The sequence below is a fragment of the Kocuria sp. CPCC 205261 genome (assembly GCF_040981025.1).
GTDB classification, from domain to species: Bacteria; Actinomycetota; Actinomycetes; order Actinomycetales; family Micrococcaceae; genus Kocuria; species Kocuria marina.
Window position 1 is genome coordinate 219,269 of record NZ_JAVKPU010000003.1, and the last position, 17,158, is coordinate 236,426.

At 69.3% G+C, this 17,158-nt stretch carries 13 protein-coding genes and 1 tRNA gene; 6 read left to right on the forward strand and 8 right to left on the reverse strand.

From position 1 onward, the window contains the following. Positions 1 to 155 precede the first annotated feature (155 nt). Entirely contained in the window at positions 156 to 3,053 is a 2,898-nt protein-coding gene (locus tag RF646_RS05345; RefSeq protein ID WP_368835408.1) for a GNAT family N-acetyltransferase, read from the forward strand. A gap of 227 nt (positions 3,054 to 3,280) precedes the next feature. Here the strand turns inward: RF646_RS05345 and ettA are convergent, their stop codons facing one another. Both ettA and RF646_RS05355 read right to left on the reverse strand, forming a co-directional pair. Beyond that, positions 3,281 to 4,963, reverse strand: coding sequence for an energy-dependent translational throttle protein EttA (ettA, locus tag RF646_RS05350; RefSeq protein ID WP_368835401.1), 1,683 nt, complete (start codon positions 4,961 to 4,963; stop codon positions 3,281 to 3,283). 156 nt (positions 4,964 to 5,119) lie between these two features. Continuing rightward, entirely contained in the window at positions 5,120 to 5,854 is a 735-nt protein-coding gene (locus RF646_RS05355; protein WP_064847261.1) for a single-stranded DNA-binding protein, read from the reverse strand. A gap of 252 nt (positions 5,855 to 6,106) precedes the next feature. Here RF646_RS05355 and RF646_RS05360 point away from each other — a divergent pair. After that, positions 6,107 to 6,182 (forward strand) — tRNA-Arg (locus RF646_RS05360). 219 nt (positions 6,183 to 6,401) lie between these two features. Next, positions 6,402 to 6,998, forward strand: coding sequence for a DUF2231 domain-containing protein (locus RF646_RS05365; RefSeq protein WP_144996480.1), 597 nt, complete (start codon positions 6,402 to 6,404; stop codon positions 6,996 to 6,998). Here the strand turns inward: RF646_RS05365 and RF646_RS05370 are convergent. Together RF646_RS05370 and RF646_RS05375 are read right to left on the reverse strand one after the other, a co-directional pair. Further along, a complete protein-coding gene (locus RF646_RS05370) occupies positions 6,995 to 10,066 on the reverse strand; it encodes a bifunctional [glutamine synthetase] adenylyltransferase/[glutamine synthetase]-adenylyl-L-tyrosine phosphorylase (RefSeq protein ID WP_368835402.1) in 3,072 nt (1,023 codons plus the stop codon). The two genes, RF646_RS05365 and RF646_RS05370, sit on opposite strands and share 4 nt — an antisense overlap. Before the next feature lie 9 nt (positions 10,067 to 10,075). Beyond that, a complete protein-coding gene (locus tag RF646_RS05375) occupies positions 10,076 to 11,419 on the reverse strand; it encodes a glutamine synthetase family protein (protein ID WP_035962238.1) in 1,344 nt (447 codons plus the stop codon). Positions 11,420 to 11,656: 237 nt separating this feature from the next. Between RF646_RS05375 and panB the strand changes: the two genes are divergently transcribed. Beyond that, positions 11,657 to 12,511, forward strand: coding sequence for a 3-methyl-2-oxobutanoate hydroxymethyltransferase (gene panB / locus RF646_RS05380; protein ID WP_085108670.1), 855 nt, complete (start codon positions 11,657 to 11,659; stop codon positions 12,509 to 12,511). 60 nt (positions 12,512 to 12,571) lie between these two features. Here panB and RF646_RS05385 read toward each other — a convergent pair whose 3' ends face one another. After that, positions 12,572 to 12,748 (reverse strand): SPOR domain-containing protein, encoded by a 177-nt coding sequence (locus RF646_RS05385; protein ID WP_144930816.1) that lies wholly within the window; start codon positions 12,746 to 12,748, stop codon positions 12,572 to 12,574. Positions 12,749 to 12,931: 183 nt separating this feature from the next. Here RF646_RS05385 and map point away from each other — a divergent pair, with 183 nt between their 5' ends. Both map and ppgK read left to right on the forward strand, forming a co-directional pair. Next, the gene (map, locus tag RF646_RS05390) at positions 12,932 to 13,828 is read left to right on the forward strand and encodes a type I methionyl aminopeptidase (protein WP_085108672.1); all 897 of its coding nucleotides are present in this window, start codon (positions 12,932 to 12,934) and stop codon (positions 13,826 to 13,828) included. Between the two features lie 72 nt (positions 13,829 to 13,900). Further along, positions 13,901 to 14,734 (forward strand): polyphosphate--glucose phosphotransferase, encoded by an 834-nt coding sequence (gene ppgK, locus RF646_RS05395; RefSeq protein WP_064847240.1) that lies wholly within the window; start codon positions 13,901 to 13,903, stop codon positions 14,732 to 14,734. A 152-nt stretch (positions 14,735 to 14,886) separates the two neighbouring features. On the opposite strand, the gene RF646_RS05400 is transcribed toward ppgK, so the two are convergent. Genes RF646_RS05400 through RF646_RS05410 form a run of 3 tightly spaced genes read right to left on the reverse strand, consistent with a single transcriptional unit; the run spans position 14,887 to position 16,710 of the window. Further along, positions 14,887 to 15,792: a Sir2 family NAD-dependent protein deacetylase gene (locus RF646_RS05400; RefSeq protein WP_368835403.1), complete on the reverse strand. Its 906-nt coding sequence runs from the start codon at positions 15,790 to 15,792 to the stop codon at positions 14,887 to 14,889. Next, positions 15,792 to 16,253, reverse strand: a complete 462-nt coding sequence (locus tag RF646_RS05405) for a redoxin domain-containing protein (RefSeq protein WP_098054971.1) — start codon at positions 16,251 to 16,253, stop codon at positions 15,792 to 15,794. Before RF646_RS05405 ends, RF646_RS05400 begins: the two co-directional genes overlap by 1 nt. A 40-nt stretch (positions 16,254 to 16,293) precedes the next feature. Next, the gene (locus RF646_RS05410) at positions 16,294 to 16,710 is read right to left on the reverse strand and encodes a DUF3052 domain-containing protein (RefSeq protein WP_144996474.1); all 417 of its coding nucleotides are present in this window, start codon (positions 16,708 to 16,710) and stop codon (positions 16,294 to 16,296) included. Between the last annotated feature and the right edge of the window lie 448 nt (positions 16,711 to 17,158).

The window sequence follows — 17,158 nt, forward strand, 5'->3', positions numbered from 1 at the left end:
GCGGCGGATCCGCGGGAGCGCGCACCGACGGTGCTGAGCCGGGGCGTGTCTCTCGCGGGTCACGGAGTGTCATGCTCTCTGCCCCCGCACGGACCGGTTCTGAGCAGTCTGATGCCGGGCGGCCCGGTCCTGAACGGTCCGGCCCCGGCTGGCGGTTGTGGCGCGATCCCTTCGGTGTGCCCCACGTGCAGGCGGACGATCTCACCGCGCTGGCACACGGCCACGGCTACGTGACCGGTGTGGACAGGTCCTGGCACGTGGAGGTGCTGCGTCACCGCGCCGAGGGGCGCTCGGCAGAGCTCGTGGGACCGGACGGGCTCGACGGCGATCACCTCACCCTGGCCGCGGACGTCCCCGGTACGGCCAGACGGTGGTGGGACGCGGCGTCGGCGCGGGACCGGGAGTTCTTCGCCGCGTACGCGCGCGGGATCAGTGAGGCACTGGCCGAGACCTGGCCAGGGACCCCCGAGGTGCGCGAGCTCGGTCTCACCGAGCGGGCCGTGCGGCCGTGGGACCCCTGGACCCCGATGGCCGTGCACCTCGATGCGCACCTGCTCACGGGGAGTCTCCCCGAGCAGCTGTGGCGACGCCGCGTGCGGCGCGAACTCGGCGACGCCTGGGTCCCCGTGCTCGATGCCGAATCCCCCGCGGCGGCCGGATCCAATGCGTGGCTCGTTCCGGGCGAGCTGTCCGCGAGCGGCGCACCGCTGCTCGCGGCGGACCCGCACCGCGTCGTGGAAGAATCGGGGCCCTATCAGCCCGTGTGCCTCTCCACGCCGGACGTCCGGGTGCGGGGTCTCGCGCTCGCGGGATTGCCAGGGGTCCCGCACTTCGGGCGCACCGAAAGCGCCGCGTGGGCCATTACGGCCGCCATGACGACGACGGAACACATCGCGGACCTAGCTGTCGAGAACCGTGACGGCGCGTGGTACGTCGCGACCACGGGTGAACGGCTCGAGCACCGCTCGGTGGTGCTGCGGGCGCGCGGTAGCGTCGAACGGGCCTGTTTGCTCCGCTCGTGCGCGGCGGGGTTCGTGCTGCCGGGCACTCCCGCGGCGGAAGCAGTGCTCGACGCCGCCGTGCCCGGCACCGCGACCACCGTCACCGTGGTGTTCCCCGCGCCCACGGCGGATCCTGCGCGGGCGTTCTCGGCATGTCGTGAGCTGCTCTCGGCGCGCACAGCGGACGACGTCATGGAGGCGGTGTCCGGGTGGGCCGTGCCGTGCAACGACGTGGTGGCCGCGGACCGCGACGGCTCATGTCGACACACGGTCACGGGGTCGTTCCTGGGGGCCGCCGAACCGCCCCGACCGCTGCACGGGATCACCGTGCGCGCCAATCAGCGCCCCTCGGACCCCTGCGCTTCGGCCGCGCGGCTCGCGTGCGCGCCCCCGCACCGGGCCCGGCGGGCAACGCACCTGCTCGACGCCGCCGTGGCCGAACACGGTGCCGTGCGTCATGAGGACCTGTTGGCGGCCCAGCTGGACACCGCCGCTCCGCACTGGCCCCCGCTGTTGAGGGAGCTGTTCGCGGACGCGTCTCGGACCGCCGTGTCGGACCCGGTCGCCACCGTGGCGCGGGTGGGTTCCACGGGGCCGGTGCGGACGGCGCCGGAGCCGGACGTGGCGTCGAGACCTGTGGGTGCGCCGTCGAGACCTGCGGATGAGCCGTCGGCGGCCGGTGCGCGATCGGGACCTGCGGATGCGCAGGAACCGGACATGGCCTCGGGACCTGTGGGGGCGCCGTCGGCGGCCGGTGCGGCATCGCAACGGAAGGGGGAGTCCCGAACGACGAATGCATCGGCGGAGGCGGCTGACTCCGTCCGTGCGGCGTTGCTCAACTGGGACGGGTCGATGGCGGCGGGGTCCTGGACAGCGTCGTTGTTCGCCGTGTGGCGGGACGCGTTCGTTCACGAGCTCATGCGGACCACCCCGCTATCGGTGCTCTCGGGACCCACAGGCATGCCGACCGTGTGGGACCCGTTCCTGCACGGGCCCGGACGAGTGGGACTCGCGGTGGAGAACATCGTGCGTCACGGCCCTGACCTGGGAGTGGACGTCCGCTGGTGCGCCAGGACGGCCCTCGAACGGGTCGCCCACGAGCACCCGGGTACGGCGCTCCCGCCGTGGGGCGCACTGCATCTGTACACCCCGTGGCGCAGTGACCCGGCCCTGACCGCGGCGGACCCCGTTCCCGTGGGCGGGGACGCGGACTGCCTGCTCGCGGCGGGGACACTACCGGGCACGGGACCCGCGTGCGTGCGTGTCCCCGCCGCGCGGGTGCTGTGGGATCTGGCCGACCCCGCGGCGTCGTGGTGGATCACACCCGACCCCGTGGCCCGGGGCGAGTGCACGGAACCGCCGCTGCACCGGTGGTCGTGCGGGGAGATGGATCACGCTCTGCCGTGGGTTCCGGCTGGTTCCGTGGGGAGGTCCGGCGCGATGGGTCCGGCCGGTCCGGCCGGCTCGGCCAGCTCGTCCGGTGGATCCATCGACCTGGGCGCACTGCCACCGCTACCGGATCAGTCCGCGCCAGGCCCGCGCGTGACGCTGAGGCTCGTGGAGCCGGGGCGGGACGCGGCCGTGATCCATGAATGGGTCCGTGCGCCGCGAGCCCGCTTCTGGGGCATGACGGGGTGGACCCCCGAGCGGGTGCGCGAGGTGTACGAGTACCTGGATGCCTCGCCCACGCATCATGCGTGGCTCCTGGAACTCGACGGTACCCCCATGGGTATCTTCCAGAGCTACGAACCCCACGCTGATCCGGTGGGCGCGACGTATCGGGTGGAACCCGGGGACCTGGGGGTGCATGTCCTGCTGGCGCCCGTGCGCACCCGCCGCCCGGGACTCACCGCGGCACTCGGGCGCCTCATCATCGCGCAGCTCGCACGCTGCGGCACCCGACGAATCGTGGCGGAACCGGACGTGTCCAACGACCGAGCCGTGGCCCGACTCATCGCCACGGGTTTCGAGCTCGGCCCGACCATCCGGTTACCGGGGAAGACCGGGCAGTTGGCGTTCCTTCGCGTTGGCGGGCTCACCGAGTCCCGCTGAGCACGACCGGTGGTCGATTCGGGGGCTGACGTTGCGAGCCGCCGCATCCTTGTGGGCTGACCGGGCGGTCGCACGAGCCTGGCTTCATGGGTTTCACCCGGGGCAGAGCGGTCCACGGACACCGCGGTCCGGCCCGCTCCCGAACCGACGCCGCCCCCGGTCACCGCGTGTGCGGTGGCCGGGGGCGCCGGGCCGGTGCGGGCACAGGACCCGCGGTGGCGCGAATGTCAGTCGCGCGTGAGACGACGGTGCGTGAGGCGCTTGGGCCGAGCGGCGTCGGCGCCGAGGCGCTCCACCTTGTTCTCCTCGTACGCGTCGAAGTTGCCCTCGAACCAGTACCAGCGGTCGGGGTTCTCCTCGGTGCCCTCCCACGCGAGGATGTGGGTGGCCACGCGGTCCAGGAACCACCGGTCGTGGGAGACGACCACGGCGCAGCCCGGGAACTCGAGAAGTGCGTTCTCCAGGGAACCGAGGGTCTCCACGTCGAGGTCGTTGGTGGGCTCGTCCAGCAGCAGCAGGTTGCCGCCCTGCTTCAGGGTCAGCGCGAGGTTCAAGCGGTTGCGCTCACCACCGGAGAGCACGCCGGCCTTCTTCTGCTGATCCGGGCCCTTGAAGCCGAACGCGGACACGTACGCGCGCGAGGGCATCTCGACCTTGCCCACGTTGATGTAGTCCAGCCCGTCCGAGACGACCTCCCACAGGGTCTTCTCCGAGTCCAGGTTCTCGCGGTTCTGGTCCACGTAGGAGATCTGCACGGAATCGCCGATCTTCAGCTCGCCGCCGTCGAGCGGTTCGAGGCCCACGATGGTCTTGAACAGCGTGGACTTACCCACACCGTTGGGCCCGATCACGCCCACGATGCCGTTGCGCGGCAGCGAGAACGAGAGCCCGTCGATCAGGGAGCGGTCCCCGAAGCCCTTCTTGAGGTTGCTGGCCTCGATGACCTGGTTGCCCAGGCGGGGCCCCGGCGGGATCTGGATCTCCTCGAAGTCCAGCTTCCGGGTCTTTTCGGCCTCGGCCGCCATCTCCTCGTAACGCGCCAGACGGGACTTCGACTTGGTCTGGCGGCCCTTGGCGTTGGAACGGACCCATTCGAGTTCGTCCTTGAGGCGCTTGGCCTGCTTGGCGTCCTTCTTGCCCTGGATCTCCATGCGCTTGGCCTTGGTGTCCAGGTACGTGGAGTAGTTGCCCTCGTAGGGGTAGAGGCGGCCGCGGTCCACCTCGCAAATCCATTCGGCCACGTGGTCCAGGAAGTATCGGTCGTGGGTCACGGCCAGCACCGCACCGGGGTAGGAGGCCAGGTGCTGCTCGAGCCACAGCACGGACTCGGCATCCAGGTGGTTGGTGGGTTCGTCCAGCAGCAGCAGGTCCGGCTTCTCGAGCAGCAGCTTGCACAGCGCCACACGACGGCGCTCACCACCGGAGAGCACCTTCACATCCGCGTCCGGCGGCGGGCACCGCAGCGCGTCCATGGCCTGCTCGAGCTGGGAGTCGAGATCCCACGCGTTGGCGGCGTCGATCTCTTCCTGCAGCTTGCCCATCTCTTCCATCAGGGCATCGAAGTCGGCGTCCGGCTCGGCCATCTCGGCGGAGATCTCGTTGAAGCGGTCGAGCTTGGCCTTGATCTCGCCGACGCCCTCCTCCACGTTGCCCAGGACGGTCTTGTCCTCGTTCAACGGGGGTTCCTGCAAAAGGATGCCCACCGAGTAGCCGGGGCTCAGGCGCGCCTCGCCGTTGGAGGGCTGGTCCAGCCCCGCCATGATCTTCAAAATCGTCGACTTACCCGCGCCGTTCGGCCCCACCACGCCGATCTTGGCGCCGGGGAAGAACGACATGGTGACGTCATCGAGGATGACCTTGTCGCCCACTTTCTTGCGGGCTTTGTTCATGGTGTAGATAAATTCCGCCATACCCTCCAGGCTACCGCGCCGCCGCACCCGCGCGAGCCACGGAGCGACGTCGTTCCCTCACCTCCCGGCGTCGCCGCGCCGCGGTCCCCCGGCCGTGCGGTCCCGGTTCCGGAATCGCTCCCTGGTACGACGACGACACCGCCTGCCCCCTACTAGTCAGCCACCCGTGGTCGCCCCCTCCAGGTCGGAGGTTTCACGCGTCCGGTCGGCGCTGTCACGGGACTCGTCTTCGGCGTCCTCGTCCATCCCCTCCGTGACACTCAGGGTGTCCCCGACCGCGGCACTGGCGTCGGGAGCGGCCGGGGTCAGGCCGTCGAACGTGTGGTCCTGCTCCCCCACCGCGATCACCGCCCCGGAAGTGAGATCCACGAACCCCTCGTCGGACAGTCCCATCGACCGAGCGGAGCGGTACCGATCGTGCCCGGCGGTCCCGGCGTTCTCGTTCGAGTCCTCCCCGGCGCCGTCCATGCCGGTGTCGTCAGACCCCTGTCCGTCACCCGGCGCGGCACTTGCCGTACCGGCCCCCGGATTCCGCCCGCCTGAGCGGGCAAAGTTGGCCGTGCCGAAGCTCAGGTCATGACCCACGGCCGCCGCATCCACCTGCACGATCGTGCGCGGGCCGGAATCCGACTGCCACTCGTTGATGCTGAGCTTGCCGGTGACCACCACGGGTTGACCGCAGTGCACGCTCGCCATGACGTGCATGGCCAGGGCGCGGAAGCACCGGATCGAGTACCAGTTGGTGCCGGAGTCGTGCCACGTCTGGGTGGCGGCGTCGAAACGGCGGGACGTGGTGGCCAGGCGGAAGCGCGCGGCCATCGTGCCGTCGTCGAAGAGGTGCGACTGCGGGTCCTTGCCCACGAATCCGCGCAGTGTCACGTGTTCGCTCATGGGATGCTCCTTCATTCGGTCACCCGCGGCCCGAAGGCCGGCGGGTAAGGGGTGAACCCCGCATCGGGGTGAGCCCAGCCTGACGCGCGGGACGCGGCGTCGGCGGTCCGTTCAAGGAGGTGTGGAAAGCCCGATGCCCGGCCGGGCGACGTCGGCCATCTGTGCAGCCCGGACCGCACGGGGTGGCGGAGCAACTCACGTGCGCGAGCGGCTCGGAGGCGTTGCTAAACTGAGTCGTCGCTTCGGCGACCCGCCTCAGTAGCTCAGTGGATAGAGCAGGAGCCTTCTAATCTCTTGGTCGGGGGTTCGACTCCCTCCTGGGGCACCACTCACCAGGCCCGTTCCACCGAAAATCCCGTGGAGCAAAAGCAGCCCAGGGGCGCCCCGGGTTACTTTTGCTCAGTTGAAGCGGGCGGGTCTACCACAACAGGCAGCGCCGGGCTGACTGGCCCACTCCACGCAGGAGCGGGACACCCCGAGGGGCGGGTGCATTCCCCGCCGCGGGGTGCGAGGATGGCGGGACATCCCACATCTGAGAGGACCGACCATGAATGAGTCCACCCAATCCCCCGCCTCGAATGCCGAGAGCCCCCTGACTCCCCTGATGAAAACGGTCGAGGGCAGCAGCGCCCTGGACCCCTTGGTGAGCTCGGCCGATTCCGTGGCCACCGCGGTGGCCGGGAATCCGACCGTTCGCGACCTCCTGCAGGGCAAGCAGGTGGGCCACGCGCTGCACCCGCTGCTCATCGAGGTGCCCATGGGCACGTGGATGAGCGCGCTCGTGCTCGACCTCATGGGTGGCCGTGACTCCGCCCGCGCCGCGCGGGTGCTCACGGGCGTGGGTGTCCTCTCGGCGGTGCCATCTGCCCTGACCGGATGGGCCGAGTACCACGGGCTGCAGAACCGGGACAAACGTGTGGCCGTGATTCACGCCGGGTCCAACGGCCTGGCCACGGGTCTGCAATTCGCCTCGTGGGTGGCCCGCTGCACCGGACGCCACGGGCTGGGGCGCGTCCTCGCCCTGGGCGGCATGTCCGCCGCCGGCCTGGGCGGTTACCTGGGCGGGCACCTGTCGGTCGCGCGTCAGGTGGGCTCGCGGGACGCGGCCTACGAGGACGGCACGAACGGTCGGGCGCAGAACTAGCGGCCGTAGAACAACCGCTCGAACACCGAGCGGGACTGCCGGGTGATCCGCAGGTAGTCCTCCTCGAGCTGCGCGGCGGAACCGGGTTCGTAGCCGATCCACCGGGCCACGGCCTCGAGGTCCACCCGGCGTGACGGCACGGAATCGGAGGCCCGCCCGGAGCGCAGGACGTTGCCGTTGCGGATGTCCGTGGCAAGTTTCCACGCGTGCTCCAGTACGGCGGCGTCCTCCGGGCCCACGAGGTCGGCGGCCACCGCGGCGTTCAGCGCGGGCAGCGTGGAGGTGGTGCGCAGTTCGGGGACCTCGTGCGCGTGCTGCAGCTGCAGCAACTGCACGAGCCATTCCACGTCCGAGAGCCCGCCCCTGCCCAGCTTCACCTGCCGGGTGGGATCTGCCCCGCGGGGCATCCGCTCGCTCTCCACGCGCGCCTTCATGCGCCGGATGTCCACGAGCTGACGGTCCGTGAATTCGGCCGGGTACCGGAAGCGGTCCACCACACGGAAGAACGCCTGGGCCACGTCCTCGGAACCGGCCATGTACCGGGCGCGGGTCAGGGCCTGGAACTCCCAGGTCTGACCCCAGCGCTCGTAGTACTCGGCGTACGAGGCCACCGACCGCACCATGGTGCCCGAGCGCCCTTCCGGACGCAGGTCGTTGTCGATCTCCAGGACCCGTTCGGCGATCACGGGCGGCGTGCACGGTTGCTTCAGGAGCTTGACCATGCGGTTGAGCACGGTTTCCGCGGCACTGCGCGCTTCCCCGGGGTCCGCGTCCGGGGCGGGTGCGTACGCGTACATCACGTCCGCGTCCGAGCCGAAACCGATCTCGCGCCCGCCCTGGCGCCCCATGGCGATCACGAGCACCTCGGCGGGGACAGCGCCGTCGTGCTCGGCCGCGTACTCGGTGCGGGCAAGGTACAGCGCGGCCATCACGGTGGCCTGGTCCACGTCCGAAAGACCCGTCACGGTGGTCTCCACGCTGGCGACGCCGCTCGTGTCCGCGAGCGCGATGCGCAACTGTTCGCGGCGCCGGATCTGGCGCACGGCCCGGATGGCCTCGCCCGGGTCGTGGTGCCGAGCGACCTGCGCGCGCATCTGTGACACGAGCTCGTCCAGGGACCGGGTGGCCAGCTGGGAGTCGTCGCCCAACCACGCCGTCGCCTCGGGAGAGGTTTCGAGCAGGTCCGAGACGTACCGAGAACTCGAGAGGATGTGACACAACCGCTCGGCCGCGGCGTTGGAATCCCGCAGTAATCGCAGGAACCAGGGTGTGTTGCCCAGAGCCTCGCACACCCTGCGCAGGTTGAGCAGACCGGCGTCCGGGTCCACGCCCTCAGCGAGCCAGTCGAGCAGCACCGGCAGCAGCGTGCGCAGGATCTCGGCTCGCCGGCTCACGCCGCGCGAGAGGGCCTCGATGTGTCGCATCGCGGCCTTGGTGTCCTGGTACCCGAGTGCCGCGAGGCGGTCCCGAGCGGCGTCGGTCGTGAGGGTGGTGTCCGCGGGCGCGTTGGCGAGCGCCGCGAGCATGGGACGGTAGAAGATCCGCTCGTGCATGCTGCGCACGGAGCGCTTGGCCGCGTTCCAGTCGCTCACGAGTTTCTGGGCCGTGGGGTGCGTGCGCTCGGCGGCGCCGTCCACGGACCGGGCGACGACGGCCAGTTCCCGTTCGTCGCGCGGCATCAGGTGCGTCCGCCGCATGCGGAACAACTGGATCCGGTGCTCGAGCAACCGCAGCCATCGGTAGTTGAGTCCGAACTCCTCGGCGTCCGCGCGGCCGATGTAGCCACCCGCGCTCAGCGCCGCGAGGGATTCGGTGGTGGCACGCGTGCGGACGGTCTCATCCGAGCGTCCGTGTACGAGTTGTAGCAACTGCACCGTGAACTCGACATCCCGCAGTCCCCCGGGTCCGAGCTTGATCTGCCGGTCCCGGTCCGCCTCAGGGATGTTCTCCGTGACCCTGCGGCGCATGGCTTGGACGGATTCCACGAAGCCCTCGCGCTCGGCGGATGACCAGATGAACGGCGCGATGGCCGCCTCGTAGCGCCTCCCGAGGTCCTGATCGCCCGCGACGCACCGGGCCTTGAGCAGCGCCTGGAACTCCCAGGACCTGGCCCAGCGCTTGTAATAGCGCACGTGGGAGTCCAGTGTCCGCACGAGCGGCCCGTCCTTGCCCTCGGGCCGTAGGTTCGCGTCCACTTCCCACAACGCCGGCTCGGGACCGGCGGCCATCATGGCCTGCGCGAGGGTGTGGGCCATCTCGGTGGCGATCTCCGTGCTCGTGCTCTCGTCCGGGGTGTCCCCGGCGTCGGAGGCCCGGGTCTCCCCGACGTAGACCACGTCCACGTCCGAGATGTAGTTCAGCTCTCGGGCGCCGCACTTGCCCATGCCGATCACCGCGAGCCGTACCTGCTCCACGAGGGCGGGGTCCCAGCGCTCGGCGGCGTGAGCGCGCGCCACCGCCAGGCCGGCCTCGAGGGCGGCCCCGGCGAGGTCCGCGAGTTGCCGGCCGACGGCGGGCATGTAGGCCACCGGGTCCACGGCCCCGACATCCCGGACGGCCACGCGCGCGAGCCCGCGGCGATAGGCCACGCGCAACGCCTTGTGCGCGTCCTGTCCCGTGAGCGATGCCACCGGGGTGTCCGCCTGCGGATCGGCGCCCACCGATTCGAGCAGCGCCGCACGGAAGACCTCCGCGCGGTCCGCCCTCGGCTCGTCCACGGGCGGGATGTCCAGCAGGTCCAGGTTCTCGGGGGCGCGCAGCAGGAACTCCCCCAGCGCCTCGGACGCACCCAGCAAGCGGAACATGGTCTCGGACTCTCGGGGGTCCCCGTTGATTCGCCGCGCGACCTCCGGGTGGTTCTCGATGAGCCGCACGATGAGCTGCAGCGCCACGTCCGGCGACGCCGCGTGGGCCAGTCCCGCGAGCAGCGCGGACAGGTCCACGCCGTCCAGTTCCCGGAACCCCAGCCAGCGCCGGGCATTCGTGACGTCCGCGAAACCGATCGAGATCAGTTGCTTGGCCGAGATCTTCTCCGCGCGCTCCTTGGCGGTGCCCGGGGTGTCAGTCATGGTCTGCCCCTACAGGATGCCCAGGTTGGTCCGCAGTTCGTAGGGCGAGACCTCCTGGCGGTACTGGTCCCAGTCGCGGCGCTTGTTGCGCAGGAAGTACTCGAAGACCTGCTCGCCCAGCAGCTCCGCCATGAACTCCGATTCCTCGGTCAGCCGGATCGCGTCGTGGAGGCTGCCCGGCAGGGGTTGGTGGCCCACGGCGCGGCGCTCGGCGCTGCTCATGGCGAACACGTCGTCCATCTCCACGGGCGGCAGCTCGTACTCGTTCTCGATCCCCTTGAGCCCCGCCCCCAGCAGCGCGGCGTAGGACAAGTACGGGTTCGTTGCGGAGTCGATCCCCCGGTACTCGATCCGGGAGGACTGCACCTTGTCCGGCTTGTAGAGCGGCACACGCACCAGCGCCGAGCGGTTGTTGTGGCCCCATGACATGTACGACGGCGCTTCGTCACCGGCCCACAGTCGCTTGTAGGAGTTCACGAACTGATTGGTCACGGACGTGAACTCGGGGGCGTGGCGCAGCAGCCCGGCGATGAAGTGCCGCCCGGTCTCGGAGAGCCGGAACTCGGCCCCGGCCTCGTAAAACGCGTTGGTGTCCCCTTCGAACAGGGAGAAGTGCGTGTGCATCCCCGAGCCGGGGTGGCGGGAGAACGGCTTGGGCATGAAGGTCGCGTAGATCCCCTGGGACAGGGCCACCTCGCGCACCACGGTGCGGAACGTCATGATGTTGTCCGCGGTCTGCAGCGCGTCCGCGTAGCGCAGGTCGATCTCGTTCTGACCCGGTCCGGCCTCGTGGTGCGAGAACTCCACGGAGATGCCCACCGATTCGAGCATGTTCACCGCGGTGCGGCGGAAGTCTTGGACCACTCCCCCCGGGACGTGATCGAAGTACCCCTCGTAGTCCACCGGTACGGGTTCGCCGGTGCGCGGGTCCAGCTCGGGCGAGCGCAACAGGTAGAACTCGATCTCGGGAGCGGTGTAGCACGTGAAGCCCATGTCCGAGGCCTTGGCGAGCACGCGGCGCAGAACCCCGCGGGGATCCGCCGCGGAGGGCTCACCGTCCGGGGTCTTCAGGTCGCAGAACATCCGGGAGGTCGGTTCGTCCTCCCCGCGCCACGGCAGCAACTGAAACGTGGAGGGATCCGGTTGCAGGAGCATGTCGGACTCGAAGATCCGCGACAGCCCCTCGATCGAGGAGCCGTCGAACCCGAGGCCCTCCTCGAACGCGGCCTCCACCTCAGCGGGTGCCAGCGCAATGGACTTGAGGGTCCCCACGACGTCCGTGAACCACAACCGGACGAACCGGACGTCCCGGTCCTCGATGGTGCGCAGAACGAATTCTTGCTGACGGTCCATGGGTCCACCTCGGATTCCTGGGGCGTGTGACACAGCGGCTGCGGGCTCACGCGCCGGGGCCATGCCCGGGACGAGCCACGTCACAACTGTATCGGTCGTAGCAGCGTTCCTCGCGCCCGTCTCCCCCATCTGTCCGCTTGCGTGTTCCCGCCCCGGTCCGCACGGAGATCGGGTCGCCGAGTCAGTGCCGCTCCCCGCCCGGAACCCCTGGGCCCGACCGGCCGGTACCCTGACACCATGAGCGAAACGCAGCCTTCGTCCGGTTCCCCCGCCGAGAAATCCCTCGCCCAGATCGCCCGCGTGCGGACCCTGCACCTGCAGCGTGCCAAGGACGCCGGGGAGAAGTTCTCCATGCTCACGAGCTACGACACGCTCACCGCGGGGATCTTCGACCGAGCCGGCGTGGACGTCCTGCTCGTGGGTGATTCACTCGGCAACACGGTGCTCGGACACGAGTCCACCCTGCCGGTCACGCTCGAGCACATGATCACGTTCTCCGCCGCGGTCGTGCGCGGCGTACAGCGCAGCCTCGTGGTCGTGGACCTGCCCTTCGGCTCGTACGAGGAGTCCCCGGATCAGGCCGTGCGCAGCGCGGTGCGGATCATGAAGGAGTCCGGCGCGCACGCCGTGAAGATCGAGGCGGGGGAAGCGCTCGCGGAGCACGTGGCCGCCGTGGTGCGCGCTGGGATCCCTGTCATGGGTCACGTCGGATTCACCCCGCAGTCCGAGCACGCGCTGGGCGGGTTCCGGATCCAGGGCCGCGGCGAGGCCGGGGAGCAGCTACTGCGCGACGCCCGTGCCGTGCAGGACGCCGGGTGCTTCGCCGTCGTCCTGGAAATGGTGTCCGCGGACGCCGCGGCACGAGTGGAGGACGAGCTGCGGATCCCCACGGTGGGGATCGGCGCCGGGAATGTGACCACCGGCCAGGTGCTCGTGTGGCAGGACATGCTGGGGTTGCGCACCGGGAAGATGCCGCGCTTCGTCAAGCAGTACGCGCAGCTCGCTCAGGTCGCCGACGACGCCGTGCGCGGCTACGTGGCCGACGTCCGCTCCGGTGCGTTCCCGGCCGAGGAGCACTCCTACCGGGGGTGACGCCCGGGTCGCCCCGAACCAGAATGGGACCGGGCGACGTCGCCGCCCGGCCCTACAGGGTCAGTCACCCTTGAACGCGGCGTCCTCCTCGTCCCAGCGCTTGGTGTTCTCCGCGGCGCGCTCGAGGGCGCGCGAGGCCTCCTCGCGGGTCGCGTAGGGGCCCATGAGCTTGCGGTAGTCGTCCTTGGGGCCTTCCTCGACCTGCTTGGTGTAGAGGTTGTACCAGTACTCGGCCATGATCTTCCTCCCTGTGCGGCGCCGTGCGCCGTACACCCGCCCCGCGGCGGGGTCGCGAACCTTCCCGGCCGAACGGGCCCGGGACTCAAGGATTAGGCTAGTTGCTGAACCAGGTGTTCGGGGCGCCTTGACGCCTCACAGCACGAACACGCCCGCGATCGCCGCAGGAGGCAATGACCCATCGTGACTACGCACAATCTCGCACCAGCACCCGGATCCACCGCACCGCGCGGCGCGCTACGCCCCGGGAACCTCACCCCGCGGCGCCACGTCCCGGGCGGGATCGAGCGGCCGGAGTACGTGGGACGCCGGGACGCGAACGAGGGTCACGCCTCCAACGTGTACACCCCCGAAGAGATCGAGCTGGTGCGCGAGGCCGGCCGGATCGCCGCCCGTGCGCTGCAGGCCGCGGGCGCAGAGGCCAAGCCCGGCGTGACCACGGATGAACTGGACCGGATCGCGCACGAGTACATGTGTGATCACGGGGCATACCCCTCGTGCCTCGAGTATCGCGGGTTCCCCAAGTCCATCTGCACGTCACTCAACGAGGTGATCTGTCACGGCATCCCCGATTCCACCGTGCTCGAGGACGGGGACATCATCAACCTGGACGTCACCGCGTACAAGAACGGCATGCACGGGGACACCAATGCCATGTTCCTGGTGGGTGACGTGGACGAGGACTCCCGCCTGCTCGTGGAACGCACGCACGAGGCGATGAACCGCGGGATCAAGGCCGTGCGTCCCGGGCGTGAGATCAACGTGATCGGGCGCGTCATCGAGAAGTACGCCAAGCGTTTCGACTACGGGGTCGTGCGCGACTTCACCGGGCACGGCGTGGGGCGCGAGTTCCACACGGGTCTGATCGTCCCGCACTACGACGCCGCCCCGTCCTACGCCACCGAGATGGTCCCGGGAATGATCTTCACGATCGAACCCATGCTGACCCTCGGTTCCATCACGTGGGACCAGTGGTCCGACGACTGGACCATCACGACCCACGACAAGATGCGCACTGCACAGTTCGAACACACCATGGTCGTGACCGATGACGGCGTGGAGATCCTCACCCTCCCGTAAGATCGAGCGACGGGGCGGGCTGCATCGCGTCCACCTCCGCATAGTTTCCACCGTGAACCGAAGGGACCGTTCATGAGCTCAGGTACTCCGCAGGGTGTCGTATCGCAGTGTGGCATCGGAATCGACATTGGTGGTACCGGCACCAAGGGTGGGATCGTGGATCTCGCCACCGGCCAACTCGTGGGTGAACGGTTCCGCATCCCCACGCCGCAGCCTGCCACGCCGGAAGCCGTGGCCGGCGTCGTCAAGCAGATCGTGGACGAATTGCAGTCCCGCCCCGAGGCCCCGGCCCCGGACAGCCACGTGGGCATTGTTTTCCCCGCCATCATCAAGAACGGGGTGGCGCTGTCCGCGGCGAACGTGGACAAGTCGTGGATCAACACGAACGTGGATGCCCTCATGACCGAGACGCTGGGCCGTGAGGTCGAGGCCCTCAACGACGCCGACGGCGCCGGGCTCGCCGAAGCGCACTACGGCGCAGGCAAGGGCAAGGAAGGCCTGGTCATGGTGATCACCCTGGGCACAGGGATCGGTTCCGCGATGATCCTCAACGGCCAACTGGTCCCCAACGCCGAGCTCGGTCACCTGGAGATCGACGGCTTCGATGCCGAGACCAAGGCCTCGGCCGCCGCCCGGGAACGCGAGCAGCTGCCCTGGAAGAAGTGGGCCAAGAAGCGGCTGCAGCGGTACTTCTCCCACGTGGAGTTCCTGTTCTCCCCGTCCCTGTTCGTGATCGGGGGCGGTGTGTCCAAGAACTCGGAGAAGTTCCTGCCCTACCTCGAACTGCGGACACCGGTAGAGATCGCCGCGCTGCGCAACAACGCCGGCATCGTGGGTGCTGCGCTGTGGGCCCAGCAGTGCCGGGACGCCCAGGCCGCCAAGCCGGTCATCGACCCCGTGAAGTGACGGACGCCCGTCCCGGGCCGTGGAGATCCTCCGCGCTCGGGACGGTACCGACCCGCCCCGGACATGGGTGAGACCCCGAAGGTGACCGCGGCTTCCCCTCCGCGGACCCTCGGGGTCTCGTATTGAGAGTCTAAGTACTCAACGCATTCGGATCAAGCCGTCAGGTGTTCGCCCAGGTCGGCGAGGAATTCCCCCACGGGAGCGTCCACCTTCACGGTGGCCATCGAGTCCCCTCCGGTGACGCCGTGGTTGACGATCACCACGGGGATCCCCTCTCGGTCTGCTTGCCGCACGAACCGGCGTCCGGAGTTCACGGTCAGCGACGATCCCGCCACGAGTAGCGCCTCGGACCGCGCGACCATGCGCCGCGCCAGGGCCACGCGGTGCGACGGCGCGTTCTCCCCGAAGAACACGACATCCGGTTTCAGCACCCCCTGGCACACGGGGCAGTCCCACACACGGAAACCGCCGGTGTGCTCCACGGTGGCGTCCGCGTCCGGGGCGTATTCGATGTCGTCCGCCGAGGCCATGCCGTCGTAGAACCCGGGGTTCAACTCGTCCAGGTAGCGCGAGACCTGTTCCCGGGGGAATCGGGACGAGCACGAGGTGCACAACACCCACGCGTAGGTGCCGTGCAGGTCCACCACGGCCACGGAGCCGGCTTTCTGGTGCAGCCGGTCGATGTTCTGGGTGATGATCCCGTCCACCAGACCGGCGGCCTCGAGCCGGGCCAGCGCCTCGTGGGCGGCGGACGGTTGTGCCCGGGCCACGAAGTGCCAGCCGTACTGGTTGCGGGCCCAGTAGTGCCGGCGACTCGCCACACTGCCCATGAACTCCTGATACGTCATGGGGGAACGAGGTTTGGCGCCCGGGCCGCGGTAGTCGGGGATCCCGGACGGGGTGCTCACCCCCGCGCCCGTGAGCACCGCGATCTGCTTGCCCCGTAGCACCTCGAGAACGCGCGGCAGACCGTCCCGGGCGTTCAGTGCATGGGGATCGGGGAAGAGGCTCTCGTCCACCGGTGCGCCGTAACCGGCGCGCAGTACTCGCAGGGGCATCAGGACCGGGGCAGGTTCTCGAGGACGCCCCGCAGTCGATCCCATTCCCGGGCCTGGGTGATGTCGGCGGAGCTGACGTCACGGATGATCCCGCGGGCGTCAATGGTGATGGTGTGGCGCTGGGCGCACCCTGCGTCCTCGTCCAGGACACCGTAGCGGCGGGCCACGTCCCCGTGGGGCCAGTGATCGGAGAGCATCTGGAAGTCGTAGGACTCCTGCCGCGCGAACGCGTCCAATGCGAAGTGGCTGTCCGTGGAAATGCACACCACGACGGCGTCGAACTCATCGAACATGTCCGCGTGATCCTGCAGATGGCACAGCTCGTCCGTGCAGATCGGCGAGAACGCGTAGGGGAAGAACACGAGCACGACCGGCGCACCCCGGTAGTCGCCCAGGGAACGGGACTCGCCGTGACGGTCCTGGAGGGTGAAGTCCGGCGCGGTGGATCCGATGGCACTCATGAGAGCCCTTCCTGCCGCGCGGGAGCGCCGCGGCGCGCGTTCAGAAGTTTCGTTTAGGGGTCAGGCGGGAGACGGACCAGTCCGGGGAGACCCGTGCCGCGCTCGTGACGTGCAGACCGGCGGTCGAGGCCGCTTCCTGGATGTCAGCGGGAGAGACGTGGTCCTGGCGGCCGGCCTTGGGCGTCAGCAACCACACGACACCGCCGTCGTCGAGGGTGGTCTGGACGTCCACGAGCTCGTCCACCAGATCGCCGTCCCCGTCACGCCACCACAGCACGACGGCGTCCACGACCTCTTGCGCGTCCTCGTCGAAGAGCTCCGAGCCGATCGCGTCCTCGATCCGCCCGCGCAGATCCGCGTCGACATCGTCGTCGTAACCGAATTCCTGGACGTAGTCGCCGTCCTTCAGATTCAGTTGCGCCGCAATGCTCTCCTCGGGGGCTTTCGCCTCGCTCACCGTAACTCTCCTTCACTGCTGTCTCGCGCGGGGCCGGACCGTCGGCTCAACGACGCTGCCGGACCTCACCCTCACCGTGACGGGGATGTCAACGGTGCGTAATAAAGACAACACTGGATTGTCCCCGCGTTCAAGCCACACCACGAACCGCGGGGCGAATCGGGTGACTTGTGACACATTCCACACCCGTGGCGGCCCGGCGCAGGCGGTGTGACGCGTGAAACGGTGTGGTCACTGCCGGTGACGCCATCGCGTGTGACACGATGAAAGGACGACGGCATCGGCCTGTCCGATCACCCGCCGCCTGACACACCGCTCCGACACCGGGGATCCCGTGACACGGAGCTGACGATAGAGAGGTTCTCGTGTCTTCCGACAGCAATCACCACATTTTGAGTGGGTTGACGAATAATCTTCAGGACGCTGATGTTCAGGAGACGCAGGAGTG